Below are 22,413 nucleotides of genomic sequence, written 5' to 3' on the forward strand. Positions count from 1 at the left end.
CTGGTCGGTGAGGACGGTGACAAATGGAGGAGTTGCGCGTGGCCTCATCTCTTAGATCACGACGCGTACGCATGCCGTCGCGACAGCGGCGGGTTGATGTCATGACCCTGATTAACCTGCTCTGCCACTTGCCGAACTTTGCGGGGAGTCTCTTCGTCGTGGCGCTCCTGGCCAGCGCTCTGTCCTGGACGTTCAGCGGGGCGATCGTCGCTGTCTGGCTGGTAAGTGGGGCTCTTGTGTTTCATCGGCCCACTGAGCGGACCCTGGCCCGCCGTCAGCTGCGCCTGCGTCGACCCACTCCTCGGGAGCGAGCGAGGCTCGAACCGGTCTGGCACCTGGTCACCGCCCGGGCCGGTGTCGCCGCGTATACCTATGAGTTGTGGGTGGAAGACAGCGATGACATCAACGCGGTCGCAGCGGCCGGCCACATCGTCGGTGTCACGCGCTTCGCCTTGAACAGGCTTCCCGACGGAGAACTGGCCGCTGTCCTAGCTCACGAACTGGGCCATCACATGGGCGGCCATACGTGGTCATCACAGCTCGGCTACTGGTATGCGTTGCCCGGTCGGCTCGCATGGCAAGGGCTTCGGGGTGTGATCGGTTTCGTGTTCATGGTGTCCAGGGCCTTCGGGTGCCTGGGCACAGGAGTCTTCGTAGTCTTGATCGGAGGAGTTGCGCTCGCGACCCTTGGCGCGACGTTCGGGTTGCCTCTGCTGTTCCTGGTGATGCCGTACACGCTGGCTGCCGTGGGACGACAGGCAGAGTTGCGGGCCGATCGGCACGCTGCGCTTCTGGGATTCGCACCGACTTTGGCCACAGTCGTGGCGAAAAGCGCCGTAGCGCAAGAACCCGGCGAGGATGAGAAACGGCCCAACTCCGACGTCAAGAAGAAGAATCCAGGCATGCTGGTGAGCCTGCTGGAGACACACCCTGATGGTTCAGAGCGCATTGAGCGTCTCCGTCATTACCTGCCTTCCACCACGGCTACACCCACCGTCCCTGTGACGGCCAAAGGTGCCGTTCAGGTGCGGAGTTCGTAGAGGTACGCGCCTTGCCTGCCACCCGCAACGATTCCACTCCCATCCGGGAGCCACGCGCAGGCGACCAGGGAGTTGTCGGTGCGCATCAGGGTAGATGCTCGCTTCTGTCTCCAGTCCCAGATCCTGAGGGTGCCGTCGCGGCCAGTTGAGGCAAGTCGTGTGCCGTCCGGGGAGAACGCGACTGATCGTACTGGCCCAGCGTGGCCCTCTAGGCTCGCCGTTAGCTGACCGGTGGCGACCTGCCAGAGGCGCACCACGCCGTCCTCACCTCCGCTGGCGAGCCATGCCCCATCAGGTGCAACCGCAATCGTGCCGATCCAGCCATGATGCCCAGTCAGGGTCCGTGTACGTCGAACAGCGTTGGGGTCCCAAAGCCGCAGCGCACCATCCTCCCCGCCTGTGGCGAGCCATGCACCGTCAGGAGCCACCGCCACTGCCCCGACCCAGCCGCGGTGCCCAGCCAACGTGCCGATTTGTCCACCAGTGTCGACATCCCAGAGCCGCACCTCGGCATTGGTTTCAGCCGTCGCTAGCCAGGCACCATTTGGCGAAAATGCCATCGAACTCACCGCAGCGGTCAAACCATTTAGCCTTGTCAACTGGTTTCCGTCATCCGGGTCCCAGATGCGGATGCTTGAGTCGTCGCTGGTGGCAAGCCTTGCTCCGTCAGGCGAATACGCGATCGAGGTCACTGCGCCTTCATGCCCATCAAGATTCAGGGAGACCCTTCCTGTGGCCACGTCCCAGAGTCGGGCCGTTGTGTCCTCGCCTCCGGTGGCAACGTGCAAGCCGGAGGGGGCAACAGTCACTGCCTCGGCCCCACCGATATCCGTCGCGTCTGTCATTCCGGCTGCATCCACATCCCAGATACGCACGTCGCTTCCCCCGGTGGCGATCCAAGTACCGTCCGGGGCGAACGCCACCGCGCGAACCCAGTCGCGATGCCCTGTCAGGGCCGCGCAAGCGGAGGCGGAGGCACGGTCCCAGACCAGGGCCATGCCGTCGTTGCCGCCTGAGACCAAGCGGGCGCCATCTGCTGAGAATGCCACCGCGTTGACCCAGTCACGGTGTCCCGTAAGGGTTGCGGCAAGCGTTGCGACGGCGCGGTCCCAGATGCGCACCGTGCCGTCGTTGCCGCCAGAGGCGATCCAGGCACCGTCTGCCGACACCGAAACGGCATTTGCCGCCCCTGTGTGCCCGGTAAGTGTCGCGGTGAGGGTGCCGGCACCCCAATCCCAGACGCGTACTGCGCCGTCGTAGTGGCTGGTTGCCAGCCAGACGCCATCACGCGAGAACGCCATACCGCTGACGCCGCTGTGCGCAATAAGTGTGGTGGCAAGGGTGCCCGTAGCCGTGTCCCAAGCCTGGATCCGCGCGTCAGTCCCCCCAGTGACAACGTGTTGACCATCAGGCGAGATAGCCAGTGCGTGCACCCAGCTGGCGTGCCCCGTGAGTGTCGCCCTGAGCACACCTGTGGCCGTCTCCCAAATCCATACGGAGGAATCCTGGCCACTGGCGGCGAGCCAGGTGCCGTCGGGAGAAAAGGCGACCGCATTCACCGCCCCTGCAGGCCCAGTGAGGGTCGCGACAAGTCGGCCCGCGGTTGCGTCCCAGATCAGCACTGTCGAGTCCTCGCTGCCCGTAGCGAGAGTTTTTCCGTCAGGCGCTGTGGACACTGCGTTTACCCAGCCCCTGTGGCATGTAAGGGATCGCTGAAGGGCAGGGTCCGGCAGATCCGGGGGGCGCCAGCGATTGATCAGGGCAGGCTGGGTCAGGGCAGCTTGGAGGACCAGGACTTGTTCATGCCAAACAGTAAGTGGCTCCAACCTGCTGTACAGCACTGCCCGAAGGGCCTCGGGGGGATCGGTCGGTGCTAGCAAGTGGGCAATGCGGGCCAGGTCACGTGCCCGGGTCGCAGCTGAATGCGTAGGGATCCTACTCAGGTCGATCCACGGAGCGGTGGGCCCCCGGTGATACAGCCGCGCCTCGACCCACCGCAGATCGCTCGCCACGGCCTCGGCTTGTGTGACACGGCCAGCAGCCACCATGTGGGCGATAGTTTGATCAAGAAGGTACCCCTCGGTCAGTTCCCACCATGCGACGTCAGGGCCAGGGGCCGAGGTGGCCAGCGGAGCAGCTACCGGCAGGCCATCCGCGACTGCATCCACCAGTACGGAATGAAGTTCACCGAGGCGCGTAGTACCGATTTCGCCACGCAGATAGTCGCGAATGACGTCGTGAAGCGTGAGATGCCCCCCGCCTTCTGCGCTGAGGCCGATCAGCGATAGATCGGCCAGGGCTCGACACAGTTGCCGCGTCTGAGTCGCCGTGAGGGATCCAGTGCTTTTCCATAACTCAGCTACAACAGTCAGCGGGATGAACTCGTCCTCCGCGAAGACGCAGAGCTCAGAGAACCGCTCATAACCACCTGCAGGCAGACGGCGCGTGGCGGCCTCCACTGTTGCACGCACGGCAAGCTTCCGTCGCTTCGGGTCGTCAAGATCGATACTAGCCGACGGATCGTCAACACCTGTCGGTCCGTTTTCATTTAGCCGACGCAGAGTATCCTCGGCGGCAACCGAAGGATCCACACCTGTGGCCACCTCGGCCGCGATCAGTCGATTGGCCAAACGTAGGAGAAGCGGCCACCGCCCTGTCGCCTTTAGAAGGCCCTGTGTCACATCCTCCGAAAGCGGAGCCAGCCCCCAGGTGAGTACGCGCCGGGCCTGAACTGGAGACATCTCGTCAACCTGGACCCGCTGCGTACCGGCTGGCAGCGCCGCGGGGATACGCGTGGTCACGAGACGCACGCAACGACGACCGCCAACGAGAAAGGGAGTCAGCTGCTCCGGCTCCCACACGTCATCGACGACTAGCAACGTGTTCGGGCGCTGGTCAAGCAGTCGCCCCAGGTGGGCTCCGGCCAGATCGGGGTCATCGAAGGTCATCGTATTCCCGGTGATGAACCGGGTAGCCTCGGCAACCTTCAGGGCGATTGCTGCGCGGCCGCGCACGTCCCGACCCATTGTGATGAAGTAGATCCGGTCATGGAAGCGGCGTCTCACTCGAGGGTGGGCGCAGATTACCTCGGCGAGCGTCGTCTTGCCGAAACCTCCCGCGCCCTCCAGCGCCGTGGTGATACCCACAGCTCGACTACGTGTGCACACCGCGGCAACGACCTGGTCACTCTCAGCCCGATCGACCACCCAGTCCGGCACCGTCACGAGAGTCGGCGGAGGCGGGTCATCCGCCCCCACAGTCGAGCGCTCCTGGAACAGGAGCAGACCCACGGCAACCACCCCGCCCAAGACAAACAACGCGGCGGACGCCGGCCAAGCGTGCTGGCGCAACACGTCCAGACCCCATGGCCAATGTTCCTGCGACGTCGCCGCATTGCCTGCCAGCGCTGCCAGCGTTGCCACGGCACACGCAGTGATGGTGAGCATCACCAAAACAGAGCCGCGCAACTTACTCGCCACGCTCCACCCCCGAAGTGATCTCGCGCTCCACTCTCGCGATGGGAGAGTACAGGCACCTCGTCCTCCGCCACATGAGCCCAGATCAGCCTCCTGGAGACGGGCTGGGAGGGGAATGTTGGAGCAGGAGGACTTTGTGGCTTCGTCGCCACAGCCCGCAGCGACCGCATTCCCGTGATGGGGTGCTCCGTCGACAGCGGCTGGCCACAGGTGCAAGGGAGCGGCTGCCTGTGCACCAAGGTCTCGGAGGTCATCCTCGACCTACACGTCGACGTCGGCATTCCGGTGAACACGGCCTGGGAGACCCTGCACTGGGTGGAGAACTATCCACGCTTCGTGGAAGGAGTGCGGGGCGCGCGTATGGAGGGGGCCGGTCACATCTGGAGGTCGAGGTGGGTGGCCGGTCCCGGGAGGTCGAGGCCGAGGTCACCGACCGCGGTAAGCGCGTAATGAAGTGGGCAGCGCACTCCACGTGATGGGTTATCGGAAAGAAGCCGAACGTGACCGCACCCGAGGTGCGGCAACGCAGCCGACATGAAGATCACGGCCCTCGGCGCGGGTTCTATGCGAGACGAAATCCGCGTGCTGCCTCAGAGATCGCAGCGTGCAGGCGCAGTCTGTTCGCTAGATCGCTCCCTGGAACGATCAGCACTGTCGTCATCCGGTCAGCCGCGCCGCGCATCCCGCCCCTGACCGGCCTGGCTCGATGGGCCACCACGGTGAGTCCGTCGCCCAGCAGCAAATGCCTGTGCTCGTCCCAGTCCGCTCGCGCCCAGAACAGGGCGTAGCTTTCTCCCGTGCCCACCCTGCGCCATTCCACCAGAGGGCAACATCGCCGGCCAGCACCGAACCGCTATGCCCCGAGTCAGGGAGCACCACCCCCGAAAAGCCAGGTCAGAACGCTAGCCGGGGTTTGTGAAAGTCACCACCCGTAGGTGCGGATCTCGTAGCTCTTGGGTGCTGGAACGTCCACTGCCGGGCTCCGGTCGCTGCTGCTGGTCATGGGTCAAGGGTAGGCGGTCCCGGAGAGCCGGTGCCGCGGTGCTCCGGTCCGCCGGGGTGCACGCGGTCGGCACGCCTTGCGCGGGTGCCGCTCCGCCCATGCTCCGGCCTCTTGCGGCGGGAGCGGAATTCCCTGGAGAAAGAGGACGGAATTTCCCCAGCAGTTTTTACGAGAACCGGCGCCCGCGCCTGAATCAGCGCCACAGGTAAATCAGCGCCACATGTAACTGAAAAACCAGCCGAGCGCCGCGACGGCCTCGTCGGTCAGCTCCGGGTGGCGCCTGCGCATTTCCTCACGGAAATGGGCCGTCCCGGAGGAGAGGCTCTGGTCCCCCCATTCGATGTCGAACGCCGCGGCCTCGCTGACGATCTCCTTCGCGTAGGCCGCCAGCCCGGGGCCGTCGTCCGGGCCGAAGCGGGCGAGCACCGCGGCCTCGTCCCGCTGCGGGAAGGGCGACTCGCCCCGCCCCAGGAACACCGTGATCGCGGCGCTTTTCCTCTCGTCGGACATCTCGGGCCTCCCAGACCTCGAACACTGCTCCGGGACGCCGGACGGCCGCCCCGAGGATCTCTTCACTGCCGGCCGCGACGGGGCCACCCGCCCACCGAACCTCACGGGTCCGTGGGCGGGTGGCAGCCTATCCGCGGGCCGGCCGCCGGTAGCGCACCAGGCGCTACCGGCGGCACCGCGCGCTAGCCTTCTTCGGCGGCCATCGCCTCCGCCTCCGCTATCGCCTCGGCCTCCGCCTCAGCCTCCGCCTCGGCCTCCGCCCGCGCGGTCTGCGCCTGGGCGAGCGCCTCGGCCTCCTGGGTCTGGACGTTGGCATTGGCCTTCTGCACTGCCGACGCGACCTCCTCCCGGGCGTCGCTCTCCGCCGCGGCCGCCCCCGCCGCCGTGCTCATCTCGCCGCGGTTGACCGCGATCTGGCCGGTCTCGTCACCCAGGATGTCGAGCATCGTGATCTTGGAGACCTTGGGGTTGTTCATCAGGCGGTCCATCTCGACGGTCTCCCAGACACTGCCCGGGCGCTGGTCCTCGCCGAGGACCACCCGCACCTCGCCGGAGGCGTTGTTGGCGTAGGCGGCCGACGCGTCCTCCCACGCCTTGACGACGTCGGGATTGTCGGGATCCCAGTCCGGCAGCTTGATGCCGCGCTCCTTCATGAGCATCTCCAGCGTCGTGCCGCCGTGCTCCTGCGCGACCCAGTCGGCCAGGCTGTCCGGGCCGGCGTTGACCCCCTCGGTCCGTCCGGACCAGAAGAACGCCGTGCTGGGCTTGGTGGCGAACTGGGACGCGACGATCGGGACCAGGATGGCGGCGGTGGCGTCACGCCCCGAAGTGCCGCTTCCGCCGCACGGGTTGACCAGCACGTAGTAGCAGGTGTTGCCGCCCCGGTGATGGTCCTGCCAGGAGTGCGAGCTGCCCCCGTAGTCGGGCGAGGCCGGGTCGTTCTCCGAGTGGTAGTCACCGTACGTACCGTTCGACCCGGAGCAGTAGTGCGGGTAGCAGCTCTCCTGGCCGCTCGGGTCGGCGGAGGTGACGGGGTTGTCGGCCGCGTAGGCGTAACCGCCGAGTTGCTGCGGGTCGGTGGTCTCCAGCTTGGGGTCGGCGCTGATGAAGCGGCCCAGGGTCGGGTCGTACTCACGGGCGCCCACGTCCGTGTAGCCGGTGCCGGCGTCCTGGGGCTTGCCCAGGAAGGAGTGGGTGGAGTCGGGCCAGGCCGTGGTGTTGGCACTGGCACGTGACTGTCCGAACGGTGTGGTCTGACGGCGTGCGACCGCTTGCGTGGTGGCGTCCATCGCGAGGGACGCGGTGCCGTGAAGGTCGCTGAAGAGGTACTTCAGGCCGCCGCCGGACAGGCTGGACCGCACGGCCACCGGGTACCCGGGCATGCCGCCGTGGGTGTAGGTGCGGACCGCACCGAGCAGCACGTTCGGGGTGACGCCGGTGTTCACGACAATCTCGGTGTCACCGGCGAAGAAGACGGTCTGTCCCGGGTCCCGCCGGATGAGCAGCGCGCCTTGGGCGTCGTAGAGGTACTTGGTGCTCGTGGGACTGGCGCCGGTGGTGTCCACCTCGGCCAGGTGACCCTCGTCGTCCCAGGTCAGGCTCTGGCCCGGGCCGCTCTTGGGGGTACGGGTGTGCAGGTTGCCGTCTTCGTCGTAGACGAAGTCGGTCGCGTTGGTGCCACCGGTGGTGGCGGTCAGGGTGTGCGGCTGCGCACCCGTGGTGTTGCAGTTGGCGGTGCAGCCGTTGGTGTAGCCGGTCGTGACCGTCGAACCGCCGCTGCCGATGGCGTGGTCGACGCTTCCGAGCCGGTCGCCGATCGCGTCGTAGCTGTAGGACTGCCAGTAGGCGCCCGCGCTGGTGGCCAGGGTGCCGCTGGTGGGCGGGTTGGCCGCGCAGTTGTCGTTGGCGGTCCAGGCGTCGGTGAGCCGGTTCAGCGTGTCGTAACCGAAGCACTGCTGGTCGGTGACGGTGTTGCCGGTCTCCGACTGCTGGTCGGTGACGGACGTCGGGTTGCCGGAGGTGTCGTAGGTGTACTTGGTGTCGTCGACCGTCGGACCGGGTGCCTGGGTACGGCTGATCAGGCGGTCGGTGAGCCGGCGCGTCTGGTCGTCGTAGCTGTAGGTGACCCACGCCGGGTTGGTCGAGGCGCCCAGGGTGAGCTGGGAGGGCTCACCGTAGCCGGTGTACGTGGTGGCGCCCACGTAGGTGTTGATGCTGCTGCTCGTGATGGTGGGGCTGCCCAGCGCGTCGTGCCCGTAGGTGATGGTCTCGCTGTTCAGGCCCTGGGTGCGCGGGTCGGCCTGGGTGGTGAGCAGCTGCTCCTTGGTGCTGTGGCCGTAGGTGGTGGTCCAGGTGGTCGGCAGCGGAGCCTCGGACGCCGGCAGGGTGATCTTGGTGCCGGTCGGCTTGCCCAGGCTGGTGTAGCCGGTGGTGGCCACGGTGTAGCCGCCGGTGGTGCCCTGGACGTAGCGCGTCGAGGAGGTCAGCTTGCCGATCTGGAGGGTGTCGTAGGTCCAGGAGGCGAACTGGAAGTCGGACTTGGCCTTGTCGCTGCCGGTCAGCTTGCGGCCGAGCAGGTCGTAGGTGAAGTCCAGCTCGATCTTGCGGGCGTCGGTCGTGGAGATCAGGTTGCCGGCGTCGTCGTAGCCGTAGGAGCTCGGGCCCGCGTCGGGGTCGTTCTGGGACTTCTTACGGCCCAACAGGTCGTAGCCGAACTTCCAGACCGCCTTGTCCGGGCCGGTCACCTGTGACTGCTGCCCCGCCTCGTCGTACTGGTAGGTGGTGGCCGAAGGGGTGCCGCCGGTGGCGGTGAAGCCCGCCGCGGCGGATCCGCTCAGGGTGGGCGCGGCGGTGTACTGGTCGAGTTCGGTGGTCTGGCCGCGGGCGTCCACGACCGAGGCGGTGGCGACTCCTCCCTTCGGCGGTAGGACGGTGGTCTTGTCGCCGGTGTAGGCGGTGGTCGTGGTCCAGGTCTTGGCGCCGTCGTGCTCCTCGGTGACCAGGTCGGCCCGGCCCTGCCCGTCGTAGTCGGTGACGGTGGTGTCGGGGATGGACACCTGCGAGACCGAGATCAGGCTGTTGCCGGGGTCACCGCCCACGTTGTAGGCGTTGTTGGTGACGACCTTCCAGCCGTGCGAGTCGTACTGCGTGTCCGAGACGGTGGTGGTGCCGTTCTCCGCCGTGCTCTGCGTCTGCAGGGTGCGGAGCATGGCGTCGTACAGGGTCTCACCGGTCTTGTAACTTCCGCTGTCCAGAAGAGAGTTGGTCGCCACCACGGTGGGAGCGGTCTGGGACAGGCGGTAGCTGTAGGTCATGTTCGCCGGCGCGCCGGCGGACTTGCTCTCGTTCGGCAGCCAGACCCCGGTCAGGCGGCCCAGCGCGTCGTAGGTGAACGAGGTGAGCAGGCCGGCCGCGTCGGTCTTGGCCAGGGTCAGCGACCGGGCCGGGTCGACCGTGATGGAGGCGACCTGGCAGTCCTTGGAGGAGGTGCTGATGGTGGTGCAGGCGGCACCCGGGGTGACCTGAGTGGCTGTGACGGTGCTGGTCGGCAGTGCCCCGCTGCTCGGGTTGTAGGCCGTGGTGACGGTCTGCGCGAGGCTCTTGTTGTCGGGCGAGGTGGAGTGCGGGGTGCGGGTGACCGTCGCGGTGCGGCCGTAGGCGTCGTAGGTGGTGGCGCTCTCGTCGACGAACGCCGTGCCGGTGGCACCGCTGGCGGCCGAGGCCTTCTGGACCAGGGTGGCGTCCCCGGTGTCGGGCAGGGCCGGGCTCTGCTGGCCGTCGCCGTCGTAGGCGAAGGGGTTCTTGTCGTAGGAGGTGCGGGTGTCGGAGAGCAGCTTCCCGCTGGGAGTGGCCCCGGCGGTGGAGCAGTCCTGTGCCGTGGTGATGGTCTCCGCGGGCAGGGTCAGCAGTGGCTTGGTGTTGGACAGGTACCGGGTGTAGGCGCACCTGGCGACGTTGTCGCTGTCGGCGGTCTCACCGCGGTCGTCGACCTGGACCGGCATGCCGGTGGTCGGCTTGCCCAGGGTGGTGGTGTAGAAGGTGTCCGTCTCGGTCTTGCGCCAGCCGTAGGAGACCGCCTGCCGGGTGAGGGACTTGGCGGTGCGGACCATCTGGGCCGTCAGGTCCGGCAGGCCGCTGCGGTTGCGGGTGGCCGTGGGGCCGATGATCGTGGGCACGGTCACGACGGCCTTGTCCAGGCTGCCGCCGGAGGCGGTGTAGGTGTCGGTCTCGAAGACCTGGCCGGCCAGCGCGTCGTCGTCGGCGACCGAGGTGGCGCCGTCCTGGCTCGTGAGGTCGGGCACGGAGCGGGTCTTGCCGCCGGGCAGGGTGTCGCCGTTCATGCCCAGGAAGTAGTACGTCTTGGTCAGCGTCTTCTGGTCGTAGACCTTGGCGCCGTTGGTGTAGTGGAAGACGCTCGGGTCACCGGTGGTGACGTCCACCTCCGGATAACCCCGGAACTGGCCCCAGGTGCGGTTCTTGGACTTGACGACCTCGTTGTCGTCGTAGTGCCAGCCCGGCTTGCCCTTGTAGGCGTAGTCCGTCTCCAGCTTCGGCTGGGTGCCGTCCTGGTAGGAGTTGTGCGCGTCGCTGGTGACGACCGAGGAGACCTTGTACTTGTAGAACCAGTCCATCCACGGCGCCGGCTCACCGGTGGGCGTCCAGTACACCGGGAAGCAGGACAGGGTGTTGGTGGAGGCGAAGGTCTTGGCCGCCGCGTCCGTGGGGTCGTTGGGGTCGCTGGCCGGGGCGCTGGAGCAGTCGGGCCGGTCGTAGGTGACCGTGGTCTGGGCGCCGGTCTCGCTGGTGACCGTCTGGATACGGTCGTGGTACATCAGCGGCATCTGCGGGATCGTCCCGACCCGGTTGGGCAGCTGCAGCGGCGGGTCGAAGCTCACCGCCGGCGTGGAGGTGCTGCCCGACGCCCCGCCCAGGGTGTCCAGGCCGGTGCGCTGGACGGAGTCCAGCCACAGGGTGGGGGCGTGGTCGCCGCCGTCGGGGAAGGACTGCGTGAACGAGTACTTGTCGACCTGCTTGGTCGCACCACCCGTCTGGATCTGCGTCGTGATCGCCGTCAGCCGCTTGCGCGACCAGAAACTCGGGCCGTGGTTGGTGCAGTTGGACGAGCCGGAGGTGCAGTTCAGGTCTACCGGCACATCCGGCCAGTACGCGGCATTGGCGGCGGTGAACTGGCTGTCCGCGCAGGTGTTGCCCGACGGGGTGCCGGGGATGCAGCGCTCGGCGGTGTCGAAGAGGATCTGCTCCGGGGCGGTGCCCGAGTAGACCGTCGAGGACGTCATGCCGTAGTCGATCCGGGACAGCGTGCCGCCGCGCGTGTAGGAGACCGCGGTGTCCTTCATGTCCGCGCCGTAGTAGCCCGTTTCCGGGCTGTAGTACCAGGCGGTGGCGTTCCCGTGCAGGTCGACCGCGTAGTCCAGGTTGAAGCGGAAGCCCAGCGTGCAGGACGTGGACGCGAAGTCCGTGCTGTCCGGGCACGCCGACACACCGCCGTGCGCGTGGTAGACCGGCACCGTCCACGCCGACTTGGTCTCGTCCTTGCCCGACGACCAGCCCGGGAGGCGGTTGAGCCCGAAGAAGTACTGGACACCGCTCTGGGTGACCTTGAAGTACTCCCCGTTGTCGGTGCCGTTCGTCGCCCCCGTCAGATCCTCCACCTTGGTGGTGGCGTCGTCCCGGGTGGGGTGGAAGGTCTTGGTCGAGTCGTCGTAGACGAGCTCCGTGGACTTGCCGTTCAGCGACAGGGTGAGGATCTGCCCGGCCCAGCACTCGTCCCCGTCGTTCTTGGGCGCGCCCGAGGACGAGTCGTCGTCGCACGACTTGTAGGTGCGCTCGACGTAACTCTCGGTGGAGCTCCACCCGTCACCCAGCCAGGAGGACTGGTTGTTGGTGCCTTCGGTCCGCGCGTCCTGGCTGGAGGAGTCGTACGAAAGGTCCACCTGCGGCGCCGCGCCGCCGATCGCCGGCGGCACCGAGATGGGGTAGCTGTAGGTGAACGCGCCGGTGTTGCCCGAGGTCGACCACGTACCCGCGGGCGACAGGCTCGTCGCCGAGTAGTCACCCGACGAACCCGAGCTTCCCGACGTCGCGGCCATGACCACCGTCGCGCCGGACGACGCCGTCGCCGTCCGGGCGAGGGAGGCACCGCCGGTCGCCGCGCCCGGCACGGTGACCTGTCCGGACAGCGGCGTTCCGGGGGCGGTGCGCACTGGGGTCGGGGTCTGGCACTTGCGCAGCTTCGGCGTGATCAGGGCGCACTCGGGCAGCTGGACGAGGTGGAGACGGGAGGCGAAGTCGCCGCCGAAGGCGTAGCGGAACGACGAGTCGTCCACGCGCAGGGCGACCTTGCCGCCGCCGGGGCCGGTGCGCTGCAGGGTGAAGAGCACACCGTGGACACCGGCGGCGCGCGCGGCCTTCTGGTCCAGCACGGTCACCCGCACCCGCTGTGACCGGGCGACGGCGGCCGCCTGGGGGTGGGCACCCGCGGCGGCACCGAGCAGAACAGGCGTGTCTCCCGCCCGTACTTGAGTCGCCTTGGCGCTCAGGCGCGCGGAAGCGGCCGCGACGGGCAGGGTGACCTCGGCGCTGCCCGGCGCGGGGAGCTTCGCGTGCACGGCGGGGTCGAAGTGCTTGAACCCCTTGTGCGCGGGGACGCGCTTCGGCGTGGCGTGAGTGAAGGGGATCCGCTTGTCGTGCGGAACGGCCGGAGCCGACACGTGACGCTTCGTCGTCGGCGAGGCCGCCGTGGCCGTGCCCGCGGGCAGCAGGCCCGACACCACCACGGCGCCGACCGTGACGAACACCGAACGCCGAAGTCTTCGGGTGCGTGAGGCCAACCGCCCTTTTCGCCACCCCGTAGTTCGCACCATGGTGTGCGATTCCTCTCTGAGGCAAGAGCACACAGGTCGCCCGCGGGCATCTGAGTGCACGTCAAAAGAGGGGCACACAAAACTCACACCCCCCGCAGTGGATCACGCTAGGGCCTCACGCGATCTCCACAGGCAAAGGATTTCCTGTGAAAACCCCAAGGGATGTTCCAAGTTGAAACCCAAGCCATCTCGCATACGTCAAAAGTGGACTAACTACGGACGTCATTCGATCAGTTGACGATGGACCCCCGATCACACGGGACCTCAGAATGCACAGCGGCGCGGACCCACGGGGGGACCGCCTGATACCTGCTAAGGATCCCAACCTCGATGTCCGCCTTCCGCACACCCCTACGTGCGTCCAGACGTCCCGCGTCCAGACCCCTCGCCGCCGCCGTCGTCGCGGCCCTGGCGGCCGGGTCGCTGACCGCGACGGTGTCGGCCCACGCGGCACCCGCCGCCCCCGCCCGGTCGTCTCACGCGAAGTCGCACAGCACGCGTTCCCAGTCCGCCGCCAGGCGTTTCAACCCCACGGAGTCGGCATCCGCCCGGGCGAAGGCGACCGGCAAGCCGGTGACCATCGACCAGCTCACCGACACCGGCACGACGGTGGTGGCCAACCCCAACGGCACCTTCACCCGCACCGACTCCTCGATGCCGCAGCGCACCCGGCAGCACGGCAAGTGGGTGCCGATCGACACCACGCTGGTACGGAAGGCGGACGGAACCTGGGCTCCCCAGGCCGCCGTCACGGACGTGGCCTTCTCCGACGGCGGCTCCGGTGCGCTGGTCACGCTGCGCAGCGGCAAGGACCGGCTGGGCTTCTCCTGGCCGGGCAAGCTGCCCGAGCCGGTGATCTCCGGTGACACCGCCACCTACCCCGACGTACTGCCCCAGGTCGACCTCCAGCTGACCGCGGACGCCTCCGGCTACTCCTCGATCCTCGTGGTCAAGTCCCCCAAGGCCGCGGCCGATCCGCACCTGCAGGGCCTCGCGCTCCAGACCACGTCGGCCAACCTCAAGCTGGCCGCCACGCACGACGGTGGCGCACAGGCCACGGACAAGCACACCGGCAAGACGGTGTTCCACAGCGACACCGCGCTGATGTGGGACAGCGCCGGTCAGAAGGCGGCCGGCGCGCCCCTGGCCCACACCGCGACCGCCTCCTCCGCCCGGGCCGAGCACAAGGCTGCGGCCAAGGTCGGCAAGCACCGCGCCCAGGTCCGCGTGACCCTCAAGCACGGCAAGCAGCTGCTGGGCCTGGACAAGACGCTGCTCACCTCCAAGAGCACCACCTACCCGGTCTACGTGGACCCGGAGTGGAGCGGCAGGCCGTCCCAGCTGGACTGGGCGCGGATCTCCGACAACGGATGGAACGTCTACAACTCGACGTCCACCACGGGTGAGAACAACGCCCGCGAAGGGTGGGACAACTCCTACCCCGGCAACGGCGAGCGGGCCCGCACCTATTACCAGATGAACACCAGCGGCATCAAGGGCGCCGTGGTCAGCCACGCCTCGCTGTACGTGAAGCAGCTCTCCGCCGCCTCCTGCGCCGACACCCCGGCCGCCGTCTACGGCACCGACCGCCCCGCCGGCTGGGGCTCCTCCTCGCTGTACTGGGGCCACGAGCCCGGGGGACGCACCGGCTCGCTCGGCACCAACCCGAAGAGTCATGAGGCCGGCACCTGCCCGGTCACCTCAGGTTCCAACTCCTGGGTCAGCCCGCCCTCGCTGGAGTTCGACGTGACCTCCCGCGCGCAGAGCGCGGCGGCCGGCGGCTGGAAGAGCATGACGCTGATGGTCCAGTCGCCCGACATGAACGACGCCACGCAGTGGAAGCAGCTCGCGTTCGGCGGCGGCGCCACCATGTCGGTCACCTACAGCTACCGGCCCAAGCTCAAGAACGGCACCGGCACTCCCGCCATCAAGCCGTCCACGGTGAGCATGGGCAAGACGATGACCACCACCCACACCCCGACGCTGTCCGCGCGCGCGGTCGACCCCGACCTGGCCGGCGGCAGCGAGCTGGTGCGCATGGACTACCACGTCTACAACTCCTCCGGCACCCAGGTGGGACAGGGCTTCGGCCCCAACCTCGACTCCAAGAAGCGCGCCCGGTACAACACCAACGGCAGTGACTGGACCACCCCGAGCCTGCCGGACGGCACCTACACCTGGAAGGCCACCGCACAGAACGCTGCGGGCTACTGGGCCGGCACCGGCAACGGCGTGTGGACCAAGACCCAGACCTTCACGGTGGACACCAGCGCGCCGCCCGCGCCCACGGTGACCTCCAGTCAGTTCCCGGCCAAGCAGATCGGTGCCGCCTTCGGCGACAAGGGCACCTTCACGATCAGCAACAACCACACCAACAACATCACCGGTTACCTGTTCGCGCTGGACGGCACGCTCGGTAACACGGTCTACAGCAGCAGCGTCACCAAATGGACCACGAGCACGACGATCGTGCCGGCCCATGTGTACTACGCCACCTCGGACAACGGCCCCGGCACCGGCACCGCGGTCGTCAACGGCAGCGCCTCCCCCGCTTTCGCCCCCGCCAAGGCGGGACCGCACACCCTGTACGCCAAGGCCGTGGACCAGGCCGGTTCGACGTCCATCACGCAGACGGCCTACGCCTTCTACGCGGGCACCAGCACGCCGACGTACGCCTACGGCGACAAGATGATCAGCGGCTGGACGGCGACCAACGCGGACAACACGACCACCGCCGTGCCCAAGGCGACCACCACCTCCACCGGTGGTCAGCTGATCAGCCAGGCCGCCGGCAGCGGCTACGAGTTCGCCGACGGCTACCAGGCCATGCTCGCCAACAAGAGCACCACCAAGGTCGTCGCCGGTGACAGCGCGACGTTCAGCTTCGACATCCCCAAGGACGGCCCCTGGGGCTTCGGTGCCAACCTGACCAAGGCCAAGGACTACGGCATCTACAAGCTGGTCCTGGACGCGGGCAAGCCCACCGAGTCCACCCTGCTCAGCAACTTCGACGCCTACAACTCCTACGTCACCACCCGGTTCGTGAACCTCGGCATGCCCAAGGACGCGAACGGCCAGCTGCTCACCCTCAAGCAGGGCGTGCACACTCTCACGCTCACCCTGACCGGCAAGAACACCGGTTCCACCGGATACCAGGCGGGCCTCGACGTGCTGCGGCTCGCGCCGGCGCTGACCTGCGCCATCAACAGCACCAGCAGCTGCCTGAACAACACCGCCACCAGCACCTTCACCACCACGACCAGCCCGGCCGACGCCGACGGCTCCGGCAACAGCATCAACTCCGCCGACCTGACCGGCACGGCGGGCTGGCAGAGCGGCAAGACGGTGACCGTCGACGGCGCCGGCATCAAGCTGCCGACGTTCGGCAGCGGCACCTACGACAACCTGCTGGCCTCCGGACAGACCGTCACCGTGCCGGGCAGCGGCGTCGTGAACACCGGTGACGCCGTGGTCTTCCTCGGCTTCGCCACCGGCGGCGCGGCGAAGGGCGCCACCGGCACCATCACCTACGCCAAGAACAACTGCCTGGACCCGGACGGCAACCCCGCCGACCAGTCGTACACGCTGGACACCGTGCCGGACTGGCTCAGCGGCCCGTCCTCGGCGGCCTCGCTGACCCTGGTCCACGAGAACCACAGCAACAACACCCAGAACAGCCCCAGCCCCGGCCCGAAGATCTACGCCGTCAGCGTCCCGCTGGCCTGCCCCGGCTCGGTCATCAGCAGCATCTCCCTGCCCCTGTTCACCAACGGCGTCCAGGCCGGCCAGCCCGCCCTGCACATCCTCGGTCTCGGCGTGCGGCCGCTGACCGTCACCGGCAGCGGATCCAGCGCCCAGCACTGGGTCGGCACCTGGTCCTCCGTGCAGGACACCGCCAAGGTGCAGCAGTCCGGCGGCACCACCGCCACCGTCAACGGGCAGACGCTGCGCATCCCGGCGCACGTCAGCATCGGCGCCGACAGCGGCAACGGCGTCCGCGTCCACCTGTCCAACGCCATGGGCAGCGCGCCGGTGACCTTCGACGCGGCCTCCGTCGCGCTGCAGGACGGCACCGCGGGCGGGGCCACGGCGGCCGCGGCACCGACGGCGCTGACCTTCGGCGGCGCCACCTCGGTCACCGTCCCCGCGGGCGGCGACGTCACCAGCGACCCGGTGACGCTGGCCGTCGCGCAGCAGGCCACCGTGCTGGTCAGCCTGCAGGTGCACGGCTCGGTGTCGGCCATGGCCGGCCATGCCGCCGCCCAGACACCGGTGTGGGTGAGCGACGCGGCCAACCGCACCGGTGACACCGCGGCGACCAAGTACACGCAGACGACGTACACCGGTCTGCCGTACCTGGCCGGCATCGACGTCACCACGCCCACCTCCGCGCCCACCGGCTCGCTGGTCCTCTACGGCGACCAGAGCGTCAACGGGGACACCGCGAGCGGCGACGGCCAGCACCACCTCAGCGACGCCATCACCGGCGCCCTGGTCAACGACCCCAACGGCGACGACACGGTGGACTACGGCGTGCTCAACGCCGGAACCAACAGCAACAGCCTGAGCAACAACCTGCTGCCGCAGATCACCAACAGCGACAGCCCGACCAACGCGCTCAACCCGCTGGACCGCAACGTGCTGGCCCAGGGCAACGTGCGCACCGTCCTCGTCTCGACCGGCGCCACCGACCTGCTCAACTGCACCGGCGACGCCAACACCTGCGCCACCAACGTCGAGAACGGACTGGCCTCGCTCAACAGCCAGCTCAGCTCGTACTACACCGACGACGGGCAGACCTACATCAACGGGCAGCCGGTCACGCAGAACTCCAACATGACCGTCTACCTCACCACGATCCCGCCGTTCACCGCCGCCCACCCGGGCACGGCGACGCAGGAGAGCGCACGTGAGCAGGTGAACCAGTACCTGCTCGACAACTTCCCGTCCCAGGTCATCGACTTCGCCGCGGCGGTCTCCACGGACGGCACGGCCACGTCGTCGACCGTGAAGGCGGCCGACCTGTCGAGCGGCAACCCGTCCAACGCGTACTACACCGACCTCGCCGGCCGGTACCTCAACGACACCAACACCCAGGTCGTCAGCATCGCGCCGAACCTGATCGTCCCGCTGGCCACCGGCAGCGACACCCCCGACAACGAGTGGGAGCTGTCCGCCGACGGCACCGACGCGCGCGGGGACAACCCGTTCACCGCGGTCGGTGGGGCGACCTTCAACGCGGCCGGACCGGACGCGGTCAACGCACCTGCCGCCGCCACCTCGTTCGACGGCAGCACCGGATTCCTGGAGAGCGACCACACCGCCGTCAACACCCTCGCCGACTACACCGTCTCCGCCTGGGTGAAGCTCGACTCGGCGGACAATCCAGCCACCGCCATCTGCGAGGGGACCAGTCAGCACCAGGCGTTCTACATCGGGTACGACAGGGGCAACAAGGGCTGGATGTTCCAGACCACGACCACCAACGACGACAACGCCGACTTCCCGACCGCGGAAGGAGACACCGGCACCGGGGCCCTGGGCACCTGGACTCACCTCCTGGTCACCTACACCGCCCCCGTGGACGGTGACTCCAGCACCGGCCTGATGTCGATCTACCAGAACGGCACCCTGATGGGGACCGCCACCAACCTCACCCCGCAGTACGACTCGTCCATGCCCCTGACCGTCGGCGGCTGCGTCAACAGCCCCGACACGACGTCGCCGTACAACGCCTTCCCCGGTTCCGTCTCGGACGTGCAGGTCTACCCGTACGCCATGACCCCGAGCGACGCCGACGCCGGCAGCGTGATCGTGCCGAGCGGCTGGGACAAGGGCATGCCCGAGGACGAGTGGAAGCTCTCCGGGGACGGCACCGACACCGCGTCCCTGAACCCGGTGACCCCGTCCGGCACCGTCACCTTCGGCACCGACGCGCCGAGCGGGCTCTCCGGAAGCGCGGCCTTCGACGGCAGCACCGGCTTCCTCAAGAGCAAGCAGAGCGCGGTGAACACCCTCGGTGACTACACCGTCTCGGCCTGGGTGAAGATCAACTCGGCGCTCGGCACCACGGCCGTCTGTCAGGGCACCACGCAACACCAGTCCTTCTACCTCTCCTACGACAAACCCAGTGCCGCCTGGATGTTCCAGACCACGACCACCAACGACAGCAACTCCGACTTCCCGACCGCCGAGGGAGACAACAACACCGGTCCGGTCGGCACCTGGACCCACCTGGTCGCCACCTACCGGGCACCGGTCGCCGGGGACTCCAGCACCGGCTCCATGGCCCTCTACCAGAACGGCACCCTGATGGGGACGGCCAAGAACCTCAGCCCCCAGTACGACTCCTCCCTGCCCCTGACCATCGGCGGCTGCGTCAACAGCGCCTCCGCCACGACCCCGTACCTGGCGTTCCCCGGTTCCGTGGCCGATGTCCACGTCTACCCCCGGACGCTGTCGGCGACCGAGGTCAGCGCACTGCACTGACCCCCACCGCCGAAACGGGCCCCCGTCGCTCCTGCCCGGAGCGGCGGGGGCCCGCTGTCGTCGGTTCAGTGGTGGGCGCCCCGGACGCGGTCGATGACGTAGTGCGGGTCCGCGGGCGGGGTGTCCCCGCGCCAGGCGACATGCTGGTCGGGCCGGATGAGGACGAGGTCGCGCTCGTAGAGGGCCTGGGCGTGGGTGTCGCGGACGTCGACGACACCGAGAGGAACGTCGCGCTCGGCGGCGGCCTCGGTGAGTGCGGTGACGTCGTGGTCGGCGAAGCGCAGCAGGGTGAAGCCGCGGTGGAAGAGGTCGAAGAGGGCGCGGCCGTCCGAAAGGTGCAGGCTCGGTGGGCGGGCGCCCGGCCAGGTGCTGGGCGTGTACGCGTCCATGGTCTGGCGTGGAGCCCGGCCGCCGGGGTCTGGGCAGACGACGGGTGAGGTGTCGTAGCGGTAGCCGAGTTCGATGCCGAGTGCCTCGTTCTCCAGGTTTCCCAGGTCGGCGATCTCCCGGCCGAGCCGGGCGCGAGCGCGCGCTCCGAACCAGCGTTCACTCTGTACGGCGGTGCGGTGGGCGGCCTTCACCGCTCCCCGTCGTTCTACAACCACTTCGACAGCAAGGAGGACCTCTTCCGGGTCGCGGTCGAGGAGGCGCTGGAGTGGTGGGGCTCGGTGATGGACCGCCTCACCGCGGACATCGAGGACCCCGCGGTCGCGTACGCCCAGAGCTTCCGCATGACCGGCCGGCTGCACCGCCGCCATCCGGAGCTGAGCCGGGTCCTGCTCCACCACGGGCTCGAACTGGCCCAGTCCGAGAAGGGGTTGGCACCGCGTGCGTTCCACGACATCCGTGCCGCGGTGGACGCGGGCCGCTTCGAGGTGGAGGACCTGGACCTCGCGCTGGCGGTGACGGCGGGCGCCGCGCTGGCACTGGGCGCGCTGCTGCACGCACAGCCCGACCGCGACGACGGGACGTCCGCGGACCTGGCCGTCCGCGGCCTCCTGCGCCAGTTCGGCATCCCCGCCGACGAGGCCGAGCGCATCTGCTCGCTCGACCTGCCGGACCTCGATGCCGTGGACACCCTGGTGCGCTGAGCCGGCCCCCTGCCGTCGCGCCTCGCCCCATTAGAGTGGGGGCATGACCAGGGGGAATCCGGAGCGGAAGCAGCGTGCCAACGGCGTGGAGTCCCGCCGCCGCATTCTCGACGCCGCGGTGGAGATCTCGGGCGAGCGCGGGTACGAGGGCACGTCCATCGCGGCGGTCAGCGCCAAGTGCGGGCTGCCGGCCAGCTCGATCTACTGGCACTTCAAGGACAAGGACGACCTGATCGCCGCGGTCATCGAGCGCAGCTTCGAGACCTGGCTGGCGGCCGTCGAACTGCCCGGCGACGAGGCGGGCACGCCGCTGGAACGGGTCACCGCCATGGCGGCGAACGTGGCGCGGTCGCTGGCCGCCACTCCCGAGTTCCTGCGCCTCGGACTGATGCTCGCCCTGGAGCGGCGCCCCAAGGAACCGCAGGGCCGGACGGTGTTCCTCCAGGTCCGCGGGATCGCGCACCAGAGGACCGGCGACATGCTCAGGACACTCTTCCCCGAGCTGGACGAGGACGCCGTACGAACGCTCACCACCTACGCCATCGCCGGCGCCGACGGCCTGTTCGTCCACCAGGAGATCAACGCGGACGCCGGCGACCTGGTGGAGATGTTCGAGCTGCACGCGCGGCTGGTGTACGACGCGGCAGCGCGGTCGGCGGCTAGGTCCTGATCATTTTGCCGTCCTCGTAGCAAGGGAACTCCGGGCGGGCGGGTTCCCCCCTCGCACCCGCCCGCCCGGCCCCCGCACCGCTCAGGCGGAGCGCGGGTCCTCTCCCATTCCATCGGGTCGGCCGGGCGTCCGCCGGTCGTGCGGCGGGCGGATCCCGGCGGGTATGCGCTCCACGAGCGCCGCCGCCGCGGGCGTACGCACCACGAAGTGGACGTCCCACCCGGCCCCGCGGGCCAACTCCGCCTCCACGGCGGCCCATACGGCGGCCAGACTGACGTCGTACGGCAGTCCGCCGCGGCCCGAGCCGAGCAGCGGGAAGCACACCGAGCGCAGCGGCGGGTCGAAGCGGTCGTGCTCCTCCGCCAGGACCGCGAGAGCGCGGGAGGCGGCGCGGGTGATGTCGGACGGCAGCACGTCGTAGTCGTTGGTCCCGGCCCGGGGGACGGCCACCGCCGCGTGGTAGATCCGCCGTACGCCCTGTCCGGCCAGGGCCCCCGCACCGGTGGCGGCCACGGTGCCGGGCAGCACGGCGCGCCCCGAAGTTCCGTTCCGGGACGCCCACTTGGTCAGCTCGTCGTGGACCGGGTCGTCCAGGACGTCACCGGTCACACCGCGCACCGAGGCGGCCCGGCGCAACGAGGCGGCGACCGACGACTTGTACCGCTCGGGCAGCGCGAAGTGGACGTTGGACGGGGAGACGACCACGTCCACGTCGCGCAGCAGGTCCACCGGATGCACATGGAGGGTGAGCGTCACCGGCCGCTCGCCGGCCCTGACCCGCACGGTCCGGTGCGTGCCGACGCCCTCCTCGGCCACGACGGCTCCGGGCTCCGCGGCCGCCTCCGCCGCCAGCCGCAGCACGTGCTCGGCGACCTGTCCGAGGACCATCACCTCGTGGTCCTTGCGGAACCGCTCGACGCTCACCCCGTACACCGAAGCCGCCCGGGCCCGGCGGGAGGACCCCGGCCAGTCCCGGGTGCCCTGGGCCAGCCCCAGGGTGTACTCGGCGGCGGTGCGCAGGGTCCCGGCGTCCAGGCGCGCCACGGCGAGTCGCAGCAGCGTCTCGACGGCCGCTCCGGGAGCCCGGGCGCCGGGCGCGGTCACCGTCTGCGCCGCCGACTCCAGGGCGGGCAGCTCCCGCCCGCGCAGCCTCACCAGTCCGGCGCGCCTGACCTCCTTGAGTTCACGGAGAAGTGACGCATGGTCAGGGAGGGACGATGCCATGCGCCCACGATGACATCACGCCTCGA

The 22,413-nt window shown here is 68.8% G+C and carries 9 protein-coding genes; 4 read left to right on the forward strand and 5 right to left on the reverse strand.

Annotation, left to right across the window (positions count from 1 at the left end; all coding sequences use genetic code 11):
- Positions 1-101: 101 nt before the first annotated feature.
- On the forward strand, positions 102-1,040 hold the full coding sequence (locus CRP49_RS02980) for a M48 family metalloprotease (RefSeq protein WP_257033299.1): 939 nt from the start codon (positions 102-104) through the stop codon (positions 1,038-1,040).
- Here CRP49_RS02980 and CRP49_RS02985 read toward each other — a convergent pair.
- From CRP49_RS02985 to CRP49_RS03000, 3 genes are all read right to left on the reverse strand, one after another.
- Positions 1,022-4,486: an NB-ARC domain-containing protein gene (locus tag CRP49_RS02985; protein ID WP_143669950.1), complete on the reverse strand. Its 3,465-nt coding sequence runs from the start codon at positions 4,484-4,486 to the stop codon at positions 1,022-1,024. The genes CRP49_RS02980 and CRP49_RS02985 overlap by 19 nt on opposite strands.
- Before the next feature lie 1,243 nt (positions 4,487-5,729).
- Entirely contained in the window at positions 5,730-6,029 is a 300-nt protein-coding gene (locus CRP49_RS02995) for a hypothetical protein (RefSeq protein WP_097252035.1), read from the reverse strand.
- A 182-nt stretch (positions 6,030-6,211) separates the two neighbouring features.
- Complete coding sequence (locus CRP49_RS03000; RefSeq protein ID WP_097252036.1) at positions 6,212-12,847, reverse strand: RHS repeat domain-containing protein; 6,636 nt, start codon at positions 12,845-12,847, stop codon at positions 6,212-6,214.
- A gap of 396 nt (positions 12,848-13,243) precedes the next feature.
- On the opposite strand from CRP49_RS03000, the gene CRP49_RS46710 reads away from it, so the two are divergent.
- Positions 13,244-19,402: a LamG-like jellyroll fold domain-containing protein gene (locus CRP49_RS46710; RefSeq protein ID WP_179851437.1), complete on the forward strand. Its 6,159-nt coding sequence runs from the start codon at positions 13,244-13,246 to the stop codon at positions 19,400-19,402.
- Between the two features lie 65 nt (positions 19,403-19,467).
- Here CRP49_RS46710 and CRP49_RS46375 read toward each other — a convergent pair whose 3' ends face one another.
- Positions 19,468-19,983 (reverse strand): hypothetical protein, encoded by a 516-nt coding sequence (locus tag CRP49_RS46375; protein ID WP_101418582.1) that lies wholly within the window; start codon positions 19,981-19,983, stop codon positions 19,468-19,470.
- Between CRP49_RS46375 and CRP49_RS03015 the strand changes: the two genes are divergently transcribed.
- Together CRP49_RS03015 and CRP49_RS03020 are read left to right on the forward strand one after the other, a co-directional pair.
- Positions 19,969-20,493, forward strand: a complete 525-nt coding sequence (locus CRP49_RS03015; RefSeq protein WP_179851483.1) for a TetR/AcrR family transcriptional regulator — start codon at positions 19,969-19,971, stop codon at positions 20,491-20,493. The genes CRP49_RS46375 and CRP49_RS03015 overlap by 15 nt on opposite strands.
- A 43-nt stretch (positions 20,494-20,536) precedes the next feature.
- Entirely contained in the window at positions 20,537-21,163 is a 627-nt protein-coding gene (locus CRP49_RS03020) for a TetR/AcrR family transcriptional regulator (RefSeq protein WP_097252038.1), read from the forward strand.
- Positions 21,164-21,244: 81 nt separating this feature from the next.
- Here the strand turns inward: CRP49_RS03020 and CRP49_RS03025 are convergent, their stop codons facing one another.
- The gene (locus CRP49_RS03025; protein ID WP_097252039.1) at positions 21,245-22,387 is read right to left on the reverse strand and encodes a hypothetical protein; all 1,143 of its coding nucleotides are present in this window, start codon (positions 22,385-22,387) and stop codon (positions 21,245-21,247) included.
- Between the last annotated feature and the right edge of the window lie 26 nt (positions 22,388-22,413).

It is taken from the genome of Streptomyces sp. Ag109_G2-15 (assembly GCF_900215565.1).
Lineage (GTDB): Bacteria > Actinomycetota > Actinomycetes > Streptomycetales > Streptomycetaceae > Streptomyces > Streptomyces diastatochromogenes.

Bases quoted from the DNA above. Each gene is read 5' to 3' on its own strand.
- CRP49_RS02980 (WP_257033299.1), top strand. From the start codon at position 102: ATGACCCTGATTAACCTGCTCTGCCACTTGCCGAACTTTGCGGGGAGT.
- CRP49_RS02985 (WP_143669950.1), bottom strand. From the start codon at position 4,486: ATGCTCACCATCACTGCGTGTGCCGTGGCAACGCTGGCAGCGCTGGCA.
- CRP49_RS02995 (WP_097252035.1), bottom strand. From the start codon at position 6,029: ATGTCCGACGAGAGGAAAAGCGCCGCGATCACGGTGTTCCTGGGGCGG.
- CRP49_RS46710 (WP_179851437.1), top strand. From the start codon at position 13,244: ATGTCCGCCTTCCGCACACCCCTACGTGCGTCCAGACGTCCCGCGTCC.
- CRP49_RS03020 (WP_097252038.1), top strand. From the start codon at position 20,537: ATGACCAGGGGGAATCCGGAGCGGAAGCAGCGTGCCAACGGCGTGGAG.
- CRP49_RS03025 (WP_097252039.1), bottom strand. From the start codon at position 22,387: ATGGCATCGTCCCTCCCTGACCATGCGTCACTTCTCCGTGAACTCAAG.